This is a genomic window from Bacillus sp. EB106-02-03-XG38 (assembly GCF_058792175.1).
The window spans coordinates 63952-79776 of sequence record NZ_JBYTED010000007.1; the positions used below are offsets into that span (position 1 = coordinate 63952).

General features: G+C 36.3%; 14 protein-coding genes and 1 pseudogene. 4 read left to right on the forward strand and 11 right to left on the reverse strand.

Annotated elements, in window-relative coordinates; translation table 11 throughout:
- Positions 1–110 precede the first annotated feature (110 nt).
- A complete protein-coding gene (locus AC3WTI_RS24595) occupies positions 111–1061 on the reverse strand; it encodes a DMT family transporter (protein ID WP_087957304.1) in 951 nt (316 codons plus the stop codon).
- Between the two features lie 270 nt (positions 1062–1331).
- Here AC3WTI_RS24595 and AC3WTI_RS24600 point away from each other — a divergent pair, with 270 nt between their 5' ends.
- Complete coding sequence (locus AC3WTI_RS24600) at positions 1332–3257, forward strand: heavy metal translocating P-type ATPase (RefSeq protein WP_087957305.1); 1926 nt, start codon at positions 1332–1334, stop codon at positions 3255–3257.
- Between the two features lie 186 nt (positions 3258–3443).
- Here AC3WTI_RS24600 and AC3WTI_RS24605 read toward each other — a convergent pair whose 3' ends face one another.
- Genes AC3WTI_RS24605 through AC3WTI_RS24615 form a run of 3 tightly spaced genes read right to left on the reverse strand, consistent with a single transcriptional unit; the run spans position 3444 to position 5353 of the window.
- Positions 3444–4313 carry a YihY/virulence factor BrkB family protein gene (locus AC3WTI_RS24605; RefSeq protein WP_087957307.1) on the reverse strand — a complete coding sequence of 290 codons (870 nt, stop codon included), beginning with the start codon at positions 4311–4313 and terminating at the stop codon, positions 3444–3446.
- 6 nt (positions 4314–4319) lie between these two features.
- Positions 4320–4835, reverse strand: coding sequence for a DUF4075 domain-containing protein (locus AC3WTI_RS24610; protein WP_087957308.1), 516 nt, complete (start codon positions 4833–4835; stop codon positions 4320–4322).
- A gap of 53 nt (positions 4836–4888) precedes the next feature.
- Entirely contained in the window at positions 4889–5353 is a 465-nt protein-coding gene (locus AC3WTI_RS24615) for a low molecular weight protein-tyrosine-phosphatase (RefSeq protein ID WP_000250910.1), read from the reverse strand.
- A 173-nt stretch (positions 5354–5526) separates the two neighbouring features.
- Between AC3WTI_RS24615 and AC3WTI_RS24620 the strand changes: the two genes are divergently transcribed.
- Together AC3WTI_RS24620 and AC3WTI_RS24625 are read left to right on the forward strand one after the other, a co-directional pair.
- A complete protein-coding gene (locus tag AC3WTI_RS24620; RefSeq protein ID WP_000366197.1) occupies positions 5527–5751 on the forward strand; it encodes a DUF1128 domain-containing protein in 225 nt (74 codons plus the stop codon).
- A gap of 189 nt (positions 5752–5940) precedes the next feature.
- Entirely contained in the window at positions 5941–8607 is a 2667-nt protein-coding gene (locus AC3WTI_RS24625) for a cation-translocating P-type ATPase (RefSeq protein WP_097840565.1), read from the forward strand.
- 35 nt (positions 8608–8642) lie between these two features.
- On the opposite strand, the gene AC3WTI_RS24630 is transcribed toward AC3WTI_RS24625, so the two are convergent.
- The 7 genes from AC3WTI_RS24630 to AC3WTI_RS24660 all read right to left on the reverse strand — a co-directional run bounded on the left by AC3WTI_RS24630 (position 8643) and on the right by AC3WTI_RS24660 (position 15218).
- Positions 8643–9725: a toxic anion resistance protein gene (locus AC3WTI_RS24630; RefSeq protein ID WP_001064413.1), complete on the reverse strand. Its 1083-nt coding sequence runs from the start codon at positions 9723–9725 to the stop codon at positions 8643–8645.
- An 18-nt stretch (positions 9726–9743) separates the two neighbouring features.
- Positions 9744–11375, reverse strand: a complete 1632-nt coding sequence (locus AC3WTI_RS24635; protein WP_492304470.1) for a YceG family protein — start codon at positions 11373–11375, stop codon at positions 9744–9746.
- Positions 11376–11482: 107 nt separating this feature from the next.
- Positions 11483–12274 (reverse strand): TerC family protein, encoded by a 792-nt coding sequence (locus tag AC3WTI_RS24640; RefSeq protein ID WP_087957311.1) that lies wholly within the window; start codon positions 12272–12274, stop codon positions 11483–11485.
- A 73-nt stretch (positions 12275–12347) separates the two neighbouring features.
- Positions 12348–12926 (reverse strand): TerD family protein, encoded by a 579-nt coding sequence (locus AC3WTI_RS24645; RefSeq protein ID WP_000236649.1) that lies wholly within the window; start codon positions 12924–12926, stop codon positions 12348–12350.
- An 80-nt stretch (positions 12927–13006) separates the two neighbouring features.
- Positions 13007–13591, reverse strand: a complete 585-nt coding sequence (locus tag AC3WTI_RS24650; protein ID WP_000146729.1) for a TerD family protein — start codon at positions 13589–13591, stop codon at positions 13007–13009.
- Positions 13592–13614: 23 nt separating this feature from the next.
- Positions 13615–14211 carry a TerD family protein gene (locus AC3WTI_RS24655; RefSeq protein WP_001121586.1) on the reverse strand — a complete coding sequence of 199 codons (597 nt, stop codon included), beginning with the start codon at positions 14209–14211 and terminating at the stop codon, positions 13615–13617.
- A gap of 128 nt (positions 14212–14339) precedes the next feature.
- Entirely contained in the window at positions 14340–15218 is an 879-nt protein-coding gene (locus tag AC3WTI_RS24660) for an ROK family protein (RefSeq protein ID WP_087957312.1), read from the reverse strand.
- A gap of 201 nt (positions 15219–15419) precedes the next feature.
- On the opposite strand from AC3WTI_RS24660, the pseudogene AC3WTI_RS24665 reads away from it, so the two are divergent.
- Positions 15420–15825: pseudogene (locus tag AC3WTI_RS24665) on the forward strand (cell wall anchor protein); the annotation flags it as partial.

Genomic DNA, 15825 nt, shown 5'->3' on the forward strand with positions numbered 1-15825 from the left:
TCAATAAATGCTTTTTGTATCCTTTTTCGTTACACCTAGTCTATTATCCTTTTTCTACATAAAAAAAGAAGAACAGTACTGTTCTTCCATTGTAATCGTTTTCTCATTGTCTATGCTACTTGTTTTTCTTGCTCTATTTTTTGCTTAGCTGGCGCCCGATTCACCACGATAATTCCCGCAGCTACACACGCTAAACCGAATAGTACGAATGAATGAATTGCTTCTCCTAAAATCATGCTCGATAATAACACACCAAATACGGGTATAAAGAACATGTACATTGATACTTTTCCAACCTTGTTATACTTCATAATTGTATTCCAAATGCAAAATCCTGCTGCGGATAAGAAAGATAAATAGATAAGCATAAATATTGCATGTACACTAAATGTAAATGGCATAACTCCAACTTGCAAAGCCCCTATACATAATAACCCGATAGAACCAAAAATCATTTGGTATGCTGTCATATAGCCAACATCTAATGTTTTACTACCTTCTTTCGCCAATATGTTTCCATATGAATACAACATTGCTGCACTAAGAAGTAATAAACTACCGATCCCGAAATGGAATGACAAACTACCATCACTCGGTACATTTACTAAAATGACACCACAAAAACCGATAGAGACCCCAATTATTTTTCTCATATTGAGAGCGTCATCTTTATATAAAAAGTGAGCAAGTAAAATTTGAAAGAATGATGATGTTCCTGAAATGATAGCCCCTTCAATACCAGAACTATAACTCATTCCAATATAAAAACATATATATTGAAGAAATGTTTGAAATAAACCAATTTGTACTAACTGCTTCCCCGTTCCTTTTTTGAAGCTCATATCTTTTCCTAACACTTTAAAAAATAATAAGAGCATGACTCCAGATAAAAAGAAACGATAACCAGCAAATAATATTTGCTCTCCAACTTCTTGTGGCTGAATTCCAAGTTCAGCATAACTTAATTTAATAAATGGGAATGCACTCCCCCATAAAAAAGTCGCTACTATTGCAGCAATTAGTACGCCAATCGGATGGGTAAAAAATTTCTCTGTCTTCACTCGCTGTCTTCCTTTCCGATCTTTTTATGAACAATATCCATATATACCAAAGGAATTGTGAAAACACAAGTTTTCAGTTTATACACAAACAAAAACATATCATCTAACGAAAACATATGCTATACTATAGAATAATTACAACATAATAACTATTAAAATCAGATTCAACAGAAATGCTGCTATCCATTATGGATGGCAGCTTTCGTCGTTTTATAGGGGTTTCGATTTTGATTATTTTTCTCAATAAGAATTTGAAAGGAGCGAGTAGTAATGAACTCAGAAGTAAAAACATTACAAGTACAAAAGTCTATTTCTCACCCCTCTTTATGGGATACATTAAAGAAACATCATGAACTTATATTTGCAATCGCATCGGGTATTTTCATTTTAGCTGGTTGGTTGTTCACAAAGAACGATGCAATGAATGTAGGCATTACTTGCTATATCCTTGCTTATATAGTTGGTGGATATGCAAAAGCGAAAGAAGGTATTGAAGATACAATTGAAGAGAAAGAGCTGAATGTCGAAATGCTTATGCTCTTTGCTGCTATCGGTGCTGCACTCATTGGCTACTGGGCAGAAGGCGCAATTTTAATCTTCATCTTCGCACTAAGCGGTGCAATGGAATCTTATACATTAAGTAAAAGTCAAAAGGAAATTTCAGCGCTTCTTGATCTACAACCTGAAGAAGCATTACGTATTTCAAATGGAACTGAAGAACGTGTTCCTGTCGGACGATTACAAATTAACGACATTATTTTAATTAAGCCAGGTGAACGCGTTCCTGCTGACGGTACGATTCATAGCGGTGAAACAAATATCGATGAGGCAGCGATTACTGGTGAACCTATCCCAAATGAAAAAAAACATGGCGATGAAGTATTTGCTGGTACTGTAAATTTACGCGGTGCTATCGAAGTTACAATTACGAAGCCGAGCGATCAAACATTATTCCAAAAGATTATCCGTCTCGTCCAAAGTGCACAAAGTGAAAAATCACCATCACAACTATTCATTGAAAAGTTTGAAGGAACATATGTAAAAGGTGTACTACTCGTTGTTGCGCTTATGATGTTCGTTCCTCATTTCTTACTGGATTGGAGCTGGAATGAAACATTTTATCGCGCTATGATCTTACTTGTAGTCGCATCTCCTTGTGCACTCGTTGCTGCCATTACACCAGCAACGTTATCCGCGATTTCTAACGGCGCAAGGAACGGAATTCTCTTTAAAGGTGGCATACATTTAGAACGCCTTGCTTCTGTAAAAGCGATTGCCTTTGATAAAACAGGTACATTAACACGGGGGAAACCTACCGTAACAGATGTATATGTTCGAGAAAATATGACCGAAAAAGAAGTACTTTCTATTACAGCAGCAATTGAAAGTCACTCTACACATCCTTTAGCTGCATCTATCGTGAAATATGCACAACACGCGCATGACATTACATTACAAAAACCAGAAAATGTTGAAGATGTAACTGGCTTTGGGCTAAAAGGAATATTCGAAAACAAGGCTTATAAAATAGGTAAGGCTGATTTTATCGGTGAAGAAACAAAGACATTTCATAATGGTATTTCTGCCTCACTTGAAAAAGAAGGTAAAACTGTCGTTTATATTAGTGATGAAGATGGTATTCTTGGACTTATCGCTTTAAAAGATACACTTCGCCAAGAAACAATAGCTGCTATTCGTGAATTACAAAGCATCGGTGTCGAGGCCATTATGATTACTGGAGATAATGAAGAAACGGCAAAGGCTATTGCCTCTGAAAGTAATATAAAAGAATATTATGCATCATGCTTACCAGAAACAAAAGTCGAAACGATTAAAAAGCTAAAGGAAAAATACGGGACAGTAGCAATGGTCGGAGATGGTATAAATGATGCCCCTGCACTCGCTACTGCTAGTATTGGTGTAGCAATGGGGGAAGGAACAGACGTAGCTTTAGAAACTGCAGACGTTGTACTTATGAAAAACGAATTATCTCGACTTTCTCAAGCGATCCGCTTATCAAAACGAATGAATCGTATTGTAAAGCAAAACGTAATCTTTTCACTAGCTGTAATTGCAATGCTGATTTGTTCGAACTTCTTGCAATTTTTAGCTCTTCCATTCGGTGTTATTGGGCATGAAGGAAGTACGATCCTTGTCATTTTGAATGGCTTACGATTATTAAAAGGAAACAAATAAAAACGGGCCCCTCATAGAGGACCCGTTTTTTTCTAGTGGTAGCTATTATGTCCGTTCGCACTACTACTCGTTTTATGCTTAGGATGCGAACTGCTCTTTTGTTTATTGTTATTTTTATTGTTGTGATTCTTTTTATTATTACTCATGAAATATCCCCCCTGTTCCCTATTATTATGGAACAAGAGGTCATTTTTCATTACGGGAATTATTGTCAACCGTTCTATAATGATGGAGTAAACCATTAATTTCACCGCCAAGTAAAATTACCCATCCAGTTAAATAAAACCATAACATTAAAATAATAATACCACCGAGACCACCATATGTATTGGCGTAATTCGCAAATTTATCTACATAATACGCAAATGAGTACGATACCACAATCCATCCTACAGTAGCAAATGTCGCTCCTGAAATGACTTCTCTTCTTTTTAACTTTCGATCTGGTGCAAATGTATATAAAAAACTAAACAATGCAAATAACACGAAGAAACTCGCTACTAATCGCGTAATACTCCACACGTAAGAAAAACTATCTGATAAACCAATTGCTTTAAATACCGCTGCCCCAATGACTTGTCCAAACACTGGAACAATTAGCGCAAACACAATCATAAAAATGATTGCTAACGTAAACACAATAGATAAAGCTCTCGTTTTAATAAAGGAACGTGTTTCTGTTACATCATACGCACGGTTAAAAGCATTCATAACCGCATTTACCCCGTTTGAAGCAAACCATAGCATCGATAATAAACCAAATGATAATAAACCACCATTTTGCTCATTAACAACTTTATCAACGTTTACTTCAATTAAAGCCATTGCATCTTCGGGTACGTATGGTTCTAATAAGTTGAGCACACTTTCTGTTTGAAGGTCAATGAATCCAAGAAGCGTAATTAAGAAAACAAGCCCAGGAAAAATCGCAAGCAAGAAGAAATAAGCGAGCTGTGCTGCCAAGCCCGCTACATCATCGCGCATCGTTCGGTCATATAAATCTTTACCAAACGAATAAGTACGATGTCTCCTCACCTTTTCTAAAATTTTTCTCATATATGTTTAAACGCTTTTCTTCTCTTCTTTATCTTGCTTTAACTCAATGTACGCTTCAGTTTTTTTTTCCTCTGCATTTGAGTCTTTCATAAATAGTTCACGCGCTTCTTTCATACCGCCATCTTCAGCAATTACTGGCTCTTCCTCTGCTTTCAGCTCATCTACCTTTGTAGATACAGCTTGAATTTCAATCGTTTCTGGCTTCTCTGCTGGCTCAACCTTTTTCTTACTAAAAATTTCTTTCGTTTCTTTTAACGTCTCTACAACAGATGGCGTCAATTTTTTAATTTCTGCTACTTTCGCTTTCACTACATTTAAATCAGCAAGTTCGCGTCCTTTATCTGTAACAGTTTGCACTTTTTCTTTGATTTTTGCATTTTCACCGATTTCAATCATCTTTGTTTTTGCTTTTTCCGCCGTATTTTTTACTTTCTCACGGTTTTCTTTCTTCAACATAGATACAGCTACACCTGCAGCTACACCAATCGCAATGTTTCGAGCAATATTATTTTTCTTTGCCATATTCCTTCACCCTTTCATTTCTTATGTTAGAAAGTATTTCTTTCTAAGCTTCCTCATATTCCTTGTTCATTTCGAATGAAAGCTAATAGCTTTGCACACCCTTCTGTTACAAGGTCATATACTTCTTGGAAATTCCCTGTATAGTAAGGGTCGGGAACGTCTGTCCAGCCACCGTCTGGAACAAAATCGGACAGCCTACCAATATAGCCTCCAGTTTTACCTAAACTTTTTAAATCTGCTATATTCTTGTTGTCCATGGCAATAATATAATCAAACTTTGTTAAGTCTTCTTTTTCTACTTGCCTTGCTTTAATTCCTTCAAAAGTGACTGCATTTTCTTTTAAAATTTTTTGTGTTCCTTTATGTGGCGGATGGCCAACATGCCAATCTCCAGTTCCTGCAGAATCAATGACAATTTTCTCTTCGAGTCCCTCTTTTACGACAAGATCTCGAAAAATCGCTTCTGCCATTGGAGAACGGCAAATATTCCCAAGACAAACAAACAATACTTGAACCATATTTTGTTTCTTCCCTTCTTGGTGCATTTCTTAATATATACTTATAGTATAAACAACCAATTATTAAATATAAAGGAAATCCCTACTAATTTAATAGGATTGAAAAGATTCATTAACGAAAATGATAAAAAATGTTAAGATAACCTTATGTTATTTTAAAGGGGGACACTTCGGTGGATTTATCCGTAAAGTCAGAAGAAAACGTTGAATATATGGTCGAAGCTATTAAAGAAAAATTACGTATGGTTAATGCTGGAGCGATGAGAGCTGCTAGCTTTAATGAAGAAATGTACGAAGACTTACGTGACATTTACGAGCATGTTATGAAACGTGAAACATTCAGCATTAGTGAAATGCAAGCTATTACAGAAGAATTAGGTACATTAATTAAAAAGTAAAAAGCCTCGCTTACGAGGCTCTTTTTTATTTCCAACAAATTCATGACAACTCTTCTCTTTCCCTCAACTAACTGTAAAATATTGTACAATAGAAGTAGAACCTCATCTTAGATTTTTTCTCCATACATACTACTCACAAATAATAGCAACACTACCATTGCTAATTGTTTTTACTGGAGGTGCTTACTTATGAGCAATTGGTACAGTAAGACGAAAGCTCAAACATTAATCGACTTAGAAACAAATGAACAACACGGTTTAACAGATGAAGTTGTAAATGAACGTTTACAGCAATACGGTTTTAATGAATTAGCTACAAAACAAAAACGCACATTATGGCAGCGTATTTTCGCCCAAATCAATGACGTTCTCGTATATGTCCTTATTATTGCTGCCCTTATTTCAGCCTTTGTAGGTGAATGGGCTGATGCAAGTATTATCGCGCTCGTTGTCGTTTTAAACGCTGTTATTGGCGTCGTCCAAGAATCGAAAGCAGAACAAGCTTTAGAGGCATTGAAAAAGATGGCGACACCTAAAGCTATCGTCAAGCGAAATGGCGAACTAAAAGAAATTCCATCTGAGCACGTCGTTCCTGGTGATATCGTTATGCTCGACGCTGGACGATATATTCCATGCGATTTACGCCTTATCGAAACCGCAAATTTAAAAGTTGAAGAATCGGCTCTAACTGGTGAATCTGTCCCTGTTGATAAAGAGGCAATTTACCATCCTTCCATGCAAAGTGATGAACAAGTACCACTCGGCGATCAAAAAAACATGGCCTTTATGTCTACTCTTGTAACATACGGGCGAGGCGTCGGTGTTGCTGTTGAAACTGGCATGAAATCACAAATTGGTAAGATTGCTACTCTTTTACATGAAGCAGACGATGATATGACGCCACTTCAAAAAAGCTTAGCACAAGTCGGAAAGTATTTAGGCTTTGTCGCTATAGCAATTTGTATCGTTATGTTTCTCATCGGATTTTTCCAAGGCCGAGATACGTTAGAAATGTTTATGACTGCTATTAGTTTAGCCGTTGCAGCTATTCCAGAAGGTTTGCCAGCTATCGTTTCCATCGTTCTTGCAATTGGTGTGCAACGCATGATTAAACAAAACGTCATCATTCGGAAACTACCAGCTGTTGAAGCTCTCGGTTCTGTCACAATTATTTGTTCAGATAAAACGGGTACGTTAACACAAAATAAAATGACCGTTACTCACTTTTATAGTGATAACACATATGACCAATTAGAAAATTTAAATGTAAATAATGATGCGCAACGTCTACTGTTAGAAAATATGGTGCTATGTAACGATGCGTCTTACAATAACGAATCACAAACCGGAGACCCGACCGAAATTGCTCTTCTCGTTGCTGGAAACACTTTTAACATGCAAAAAGATCATTTAGAAAAGATACATGAGCGCGTTAAGGAGATGCCTTTCGATTCAGATCGTAAAATGATGTCAACTGTGCATACATACGATGAAAGCTACTATAGTATGACGAAAGGTGCTATCGATAAGCTCTTACCTAGATGTACTCACATATTTAAAAACGGTAAAATCGAGGATTTAACAGAGACTGATAAAACTCAAATATTTGAAGCTGCCGGGACAATGTCTCAAGAAGCTTTAAGAGTACTTTCATTCTCATTTAAACAATACAATTCAAGCGATGTGGATATAGATCATCTTGAAGAAAACCTCATCTTTATCGGTCTTGTCGGTATGATTGATCCACCGCGAACTGAAGTAAAAGATTCCATTACAGAATGTAAAAAAGCCGGTATTCGCACAGTTATGATTACTGGAGACCATAAAGATACCGCCTTTGCCATTGCCAAAGAACTTGGTATTGCTGAAGAAATATCTGAAATTATGATTGGAACTGAATTAGATAACATTTCAGATACAGAGCTAGCAAGCAAAATTAATCACTTAAATGTATTCGCGAGGGTCTCTCCAGAGCATAAAGTGAAAATTGTAAAGGCATTACGCGCGAAAGGAAATATCGTTTCTATGACTGGTGATGGCGTAAATGACGCTCCATCTTTAAAGCAAGCTGATGTTGGCGTAGCGATGGGCATTACAGGAACAGACGTTGCAAAAGGTGCTGCGGATGTTGTGTTAACAGATGATAATTTCTCATCTATTGTGAAGGCTGTTGAGGAAGGTAGAAATATTTATCGGAACATAAAAAAATCAATCCTCTTCCTACTCTCTTGTAACTTTGGGGAAATTATCGCTTTATTTTTAGCCATTTTACTCGGCTGGGCAACACCACTACGACCTATTCACATTTTGTGGGTGAATTTAATTACAGATACACTGCCCGCATTATCACTTGGGGTTGATCCTGAAGATCCAGATGTGATGAAGGAAAAACCACGACATGCGAAAGAAAGCTTATTTAGTGGTAGTGTTCCTTTTCTTATTTTTAATGGGGCTGTCATTGGACTGTTAACGTTAATAGCCTTTATCGCCGGAGCAAAATTCTATACTGGAGATACAAATTTATTCCCTCTCTTCCCGGAACGAATTGATGAGGATGCTCTATTACACGCTCAAACGATGGCATTTGTCGTTCTTAGTTTTTCTCAGCTCGTTCATTCATTTAACTTGCGTTCAAGAACAAAATCTATTTTTTCAATTGGGATATTTACAAATAAATATTTAGTCTTCTCCCTTATTATCGGTATTCTTATGCAAGTGTGTATTATCTCTATCCCACCTATTGCAAATATATTCGGTGTGCATGCATTAACGATGCGAGATTGGGGATTTGTTCTCTTATTAAGTATCATTCCACTTGTTGTGAATGAAATTATTAAATTAGTGAAGAGAAACTAAAAGGCAATGAGGACTCTTCCTCATTGCCTTTTCCTTTACCCTTGTAATTCTTTTTTAATGTTCTCAGTTAATGTAGCCATACGTTTGCGGCTTTCTTCACGCTCACGTTTATTTTGTTCTTCAATTTGTTGCGTTTCTTGCATACCTCTTGAAATAATGTTCCAAGTTTCCTCAAGTGTTTCCATCTTAATACTAGAAGAACCTGATAATCTCGCTACTTCCACACTTTGTGTTGCGATATTTTGTGCATTTTTCTTAAGTAATTCATTTGTACGGCGATCCAGTTCAGCCATAGAATCTGCAACAAGCTTTTGACGCTTCGCATTTACCGCTTGAATAATACCATTTTTAAAGATAGGAATCGTCGTAATAAATGCTGTATTGATTTTACCAATTAATTTATTGTTACCACGTTGAATCATACGAATTTGTGGTGCTGTAAGTAAAGCAACCATACGTGCTTTTTCTAAATCATCAATACGCTGTTCTAAAATTTCAACAGAGTTTTTAAGAGACTCTAATTCAATACCTGCTAATTGGTCATTGTTACGTACACGCTCTTCATACATTGGAACTAGCTCTGTATTTAAACGCTCTAATAACATTTCCCCTGCTACTACATATTTTTCTAAGTCTAAGTAATATTTTAAGTTTTGCTCATATAAACCGTCTAACGTACCAATTGATTTCTTCATTTCATCTTGATACTTCGTAATTTCCACATATACTTTATCAATTTCGCGGCCCATCGTTTGATACTTGCTAAAGATTTGTTCAATCATTTTATCCGCTTTTTTGAACATACGTGAGAAGAAACCGCTTTTCTCTTCCGCAAAGTCTTTGCTATCAAATCGGTCCATAATTTTACCAAGTTGTTTTAATAATTCACCCGAATCTTCTATTTTTGATAATGACATTGTATGTAAAATTTGATCAGCAAAACGTGAAATTTCCATAGAAGGTTCTTTTCCAAGTTCAATTAATTCTAATTGATCTTTAATATCTACCGCATTATAAATACGTTGTACATCCGCATCTTGTCTAAGCTGCAAGCGAACATCTTGTGCTGTTTGCTCATTTAATTCTGTTTTCGAATCTAGTACGACTGGGTTATTCATATGGTATTCTCCCTTTCCTTATAAAAATGGACGAAATAGTCCTTTTATTGTTTGTGATAAATTTTTATAGGCTGATGAACCATGAAACTCAAGATCGAAATTAACTTCTTCAAGCCAATGTGAATCAAATGCCTCCGCTTCAATATACGGTTCAATATCGTTTCTTCCTGTTGGATTGAAGTGGAATACATCTACTCCTATTTGATTTAAAAATAGTAATAAAACAGCATCAGAACGAGTTAATTCCCCACTCTTCTCATTATTAAATATAACAATTTTCGGTACATCTTGTGAATAATCAAATTTCTCAAGCTGTTCTAAAATATTTGGTGGTATTTGAGAAAGTTGCGCGAAAACATATAGCGCTACATCTTGTTTCGTCTCTTTTGCAATTGGTTTACACATTTCACTTTCGCACGCATGAATGATCGCCTCTGCAATACCATGTTGTAACCCTTCTGGCAATCGTTTATGTGGCCACCAATGACTGTTCATAATTAAATCAGGATGTAATTTCCCCCCGCGGTCTAAAGCATCTCGGTAATGATATTGGAAATTTGCTTTTTGTTCTTTCGTAAATGGGAATGTATTAATTAATAAACTGTTATCAAACGATGTAACAGCCTTTAATCGCTGAAAATACTCTTTATCATTTTTTGAAAGACCTGATATTTTCGCAAATAAAGAAGGAATATAAATGTGTTTATTCTCAACAAAGAATGTCGGACGTACAAATGCCTTTTCTTTCGTAATTAAAAAGAGTTCATCATACGTTGTTTTGAGCGTACGAGCTACAGGCGTATATGAACGGAATTGCCACGGCTTGTATAGCAGTGAATTATCGTGGTGAAGTACTTGCTCAATTTCTTTTGAAGCTTGATATGCTACTGTTGCAACTCGCTCACGGCGGCGATCTGGAAACGGCTCAAGAGAAATCCGACTTGGATGAGACACGACAAAACTTCTTCCTTCCTCATCAACATTCTCAAATCCATCTTTTCCTTCTGGGTGATAATAAAGTACATCGCAGCCGAGCATAATAAGAAAGTATAAGAAATATATACGGCTTTCCTGTGCATCACCGTACCAAACGATACGCGGCATTTGTTTCTTATAATTAATCGTAGAGAACCACTTCGCTACGTAATTTTCACTTAACTTAATCATATCGATTAAGAAACGACGGAATCCTTCTGTCTTTAAAGATTGATTATGTTGTTTCTCATATAATTTCAATACAGAAATAAACGTCGTATGTATATAGTGCTGTAAATCAGGATTGTCTACTTTCGGCAAAAGTTGTTTCCCAGATAAGTGTGCTACTAGCCTATTTACTGTCAGACCATTTGGTGCTTCTTGATGTAATCCGAACACTTCTTGAATGTGACGAAGTTTTTCCGAATCGATTACTTTATTTAAATTTTGTTCGTGTAAAACTTCGATTCCTTTCGCTTCACTATAATCAAATAGTTCATTGAAATATTCATCTACATCATTAGGAACGCCAAGGATTCGACATGCTATATAACTAAATTTCATCTCATTCTCTGTCAGCTCATATTGTGGGCGTTTTTCTAAAAGTGTTTCAAATTGCTTTAAATCTGATTCCTCTTTTAATGCATATGGTTGAAGTGTAAAACGTGAAAACACAACAGTTCACCTCCAAAAACATTTACTTTTTCTTATTCTTCCTTCTATTATAAACTATTTTTGGTTATAAAAAATGGGCGCTCGTAAAACGAGCAAACCCATTTCAATTATTTATTGTCTTCCTTAGTAGCTGCAACTTCTTCTTTAGCTTGTCCAGAATTCTTCATGTAGTGAAGTATAAATGTTGCTCCAAACGCTACAACTAAAATGATGAAGAACACTGTATGACTGATTTCAATATGAATAACAGACAGTAACATTTTTGTTGCAATAATTAAGATTAAAATATATGCTGTCGTTTCCAGTTCCGGAATACGCTCTAACAACTTTAAGAATACGCCAGCGATACCGCGCATCATTAAAATACCGAGCATTCCACCTAATAATAAAATCCAAACTTCATTTGATACACCAAATGCGGCAAGTACGCTATCTACAGAGAACGCGATATCCATTAATTCAACCATTGCAACTGTTCCCCAGAAGACACCAAACATTCTGAAGAGAATACTATTTTGGTTCATACCATGAGCTTCCTCTTCTTCTGCATTACCTTTTCTTTTATCAATGAAGTATTTAACTGAAAGCCACGCTAAGTAAAGTGCACCTAACACTTTTACCCATGCTAATTTAATTAAGAACATTCCAATTCCAATTGCAATAAATCGAAATACATAAGCTCCAATAAGTCCATAGAATAATGCTTTTTTACGTTTTTCTTCCGGAAGGTGTTTTACCATTACTGCTAATACAAGTGCATTATCAGCAGATAACAACCCTTCAAGTACAACAAGTGTACCAATTAATCCCCAAGATACTGGATCCTGCAACACTTTAATCCACATGTCCAAGTCGAAAAACTGAGCATACGTATCAAGGATTCCTTGCAAAATACTCATCTTACCTATATCCCCTATTCTTTGCTAGATTTATAGAAAGGTCAAAAAAAGGAAACGAATATCGTTTCCCTTCTTATGCATCCAAGCCATACGCTCTTACAAGCGCACCTAAACCACCTTGGAATCCACTTCCTACTGCATTAAACTTCCACTGTCCATTATGACGGTATAATTCACAAAAGACAACTGCTGTTTCGATGGAGAAATCTTCCCCTAAATCAAAACGAAGAACTTCTTCATTCGTTTCTTCATTCGCTAAACGAACGAACGCATTTCCTACTTGTCCAAAGTTTTGACTACGGCCTTCTGCATCATAAATCGTAACTGTAATAGCAATTTTGTGCACATCTGCTGGAACTTTCTTTAAGTCCACAACAAGTTGCTCATCGTCACCTTCACCTTCACCTGTGCGGTTATCTCCTGTATGTAGAACAGATCCACAAGGAGACTGTAAATTATTATAGAAGATAAAATCAGTTTCCTTCGTACATTTTCCGTTCGCATCTAATAGGAATGCTGATGCATCTAAATCGAAATCTGATCCACCGTCGTAAGATTTAATATCCCACCCAAGGCCAATTACTGCTTTTGTTAAGCCTGGGCTTGTCTTGCCTAAATCAATCTTCTGTCCTTTTTGCAATTGAATAACCATTTATATTCACCTCTATAATTTAATTTTTAAAAATAAATCCATCAGTAAACATACGTTTCACTGATGGATTTATTAATCTATTACTCTACATCTAAACCAAAGTTATTACATAGAGATGCTAATCCACCTTGGAATCCACTTCCGATTGCATTGAATTTCCAGTCACCTGCATGACGGTATAATTCACCTACTACAACAGCTGTTTCAATAGAGAAATCTTCTCCTAAATCGTAACGAATTAACTCTGCATTCTTTTCTTCATCTAAAATACGTACGAAAGAGTTAGAAACTTGTCCGAAGTTTTGGCTACGACCTTCTCCATCGTAAATTGTAATTGTGAAACAAATACGTTCGATATGTGCAGGTACATTTTTTAAATCTACTTTAATCGATTCGTCATCGCCTTCACCTTCACCAGTTCGGTTATCTCCTAAATGCTCTACAGCACCATTCGCACCTTTTGGGTTATTATAGAAGACGAAATCCTCTGCACCTGAAACTTTACCGTTAGCACCTACTAAGAAAATACTAACATCTAAATCGAAATCATTTTGTCCGTCATAACGATTCGTATCCCAACCAAGTCCTACAAGAACTTTCGAAAGACCTGGATTCGTTTTTGTTAAGTCTACCTTTTGTCCTTTTTTCAATGAAATTGATGCCATACACAATTCCTCCTCAGTTTATTTTATTGATAACGTGATACAATCTCACTTAAGTTTTTATCTTGTGTGCCTTCTCCAACAGCTGAAAACTTCCATTCACTTCCGTGACGATACATTTCACCTGCAATTAGAGTCGTTTTGCCAGCATAATTATCCGATAAATTATAGCGTGCTAATTCTTCACCAGTTTGCGGGTTTTGAATACGAATATACGCATTACGAATCATCCCGAAATCTTGACGACGATTTACACAGTCATAAATATTTACAACGAATACTAAACGATTAATACGGCTCGGAACTTTATGTAATTCTACGAAAATTGTTTCGTCATCACCAGCGCCTTCACCTGTTAAATTATCTCCTGAATGAATAATACTACCACAAGTAGAAAGCTTGTTTCCGAAGTAAACTAAATCGTTTTTGTTTAAAAAACGATCCCCTTCTAACATAACAACAGATGCATCACAATCTACATTTGGTTTACTTCCAAATAATGAAGACAGAAACCCACCTGATTGCCCAATTGGATCCCAGCCTAAGCCAACCTGTAATTTTGCTACTTTTGGTTGTCCTTTCGTTAAATCGATCTTTTGACCTTTTTCTAAAATAATAGGCATGCAGTTTCTTCCTTTCTACAAAGCATTTTCCAAGGCGGAAAATATTGTATTCTTCCCTTATATTGTAGCATTATTTACCTAGTGATAAAAAGGATAAATTCTCAGTTATATGAAAACATTCATATAACTTACTTATGATGATGTAAGAAGTGGTAAATAGAACCAATCATTCCTGCGCAATTACCGTTTTGTGCAAGTTCAATCTCGCAATTGCTATAAATCTCCTTATTTAAATATTTTTCTATCTCTTCTTTTACTTCTTTTAAAAACTGGTTTCCTCTATCAGTAATCCCTCCACCTATAACAATCATTTCTGGATTGAAAATATAAGCAAGATTACTAATTCCAATCGCTAAATGTTTAAAGAAAACCTCAACCGCTTGCGTAACTTCTCTATCTCCTTTATCATACAGTTCAAAAATCGTTTTTCCATTCCAATCACTTTCACCTTTATATTTTCGTACAAGACGAATTAAACCTGAAATGGAAGCGACCTCTTCAAACGGCTTTCCTTCTATTAACATATTTCCCCATTCACCAGCACTAAAAGAATGTCCCCTGTATAACTCTCCATCTATAAAAATTGCTCCTCCAATACCAGTTCCAAGAGTAAGCATAATAAAATTCCTTTTTCCGTTTCCAATACCTTTCCACTTCTCACCCAAAGCTGCACAATTCACATCATTTTCAACGGACACCGGAACTTGTAATACCCTTTGCAATCTATCAATAATAGGAATAGTCGTGTAGTTCGGAATATGTTCCACTCCTCCCGTTACAACCCCTTTATGAATATTAACAATTCCCGCAGTACTAATACCAATTCCCGAAATCGTATGTTCATTCATTAATTGTTTGGATAGGAGAATAATTTTTTGAATGATTTGTTCTCCACCAAAAAGAATTTCTGTTGGAACTGTTTTATGCTTTAGTACTACTCCCGTTTCTGAAACAATTCCATATTTAATTTGTGTGCCACCAATATCAAATGCAATATATTCTTTCATCTGCTGTCACTTCCTCTACTGTAATGAGTGTGAAACTCCTACTGCTCTAATATTATAAAGAATTTACACTAACTCTTTTCTCTCTTTAGAAATACACCACCTTTTTCTATATATAGTTTTTTTTGCATAAAACTCTTTTTCCTATGAAATATTACAAAGGGATGTATTTTAGATGGAATATTAATTTTCAGGAGGAAATCAATGACAAAAATCTTCATTTTAGCATCAACTCTTTCTTTATCTTTTTTTAGTGGTTTAAATATCGGTAATGCAGCAACAGACAACTTCTCTCCAGTAACAAACGCGATTGTACAAAATAACGATCATTTCGCAGAAGGCAACTCAAAAGATAATAATAAACCACCAGGAAACAATGGTTCTCAGGACGATAGTGGTTCGGGTGGCAGTGGCTCTGGTGGCAATGGTTCCGGCGGCAACGGTTCCGGTGGTAATGGCTCTGGCGGCAGTGGCTCTGGTGGCAATGGTTCCGGCGGCAATGGCTCTGACGGCAGTGGCTCTGGTGGCAATGGTTCGGGTGACAACGGTTCCGGTGGCAGTGGCTCTGGTGGCAATGGTTCTGGCGGCAACGGTTCCGGTGGTAATGGCT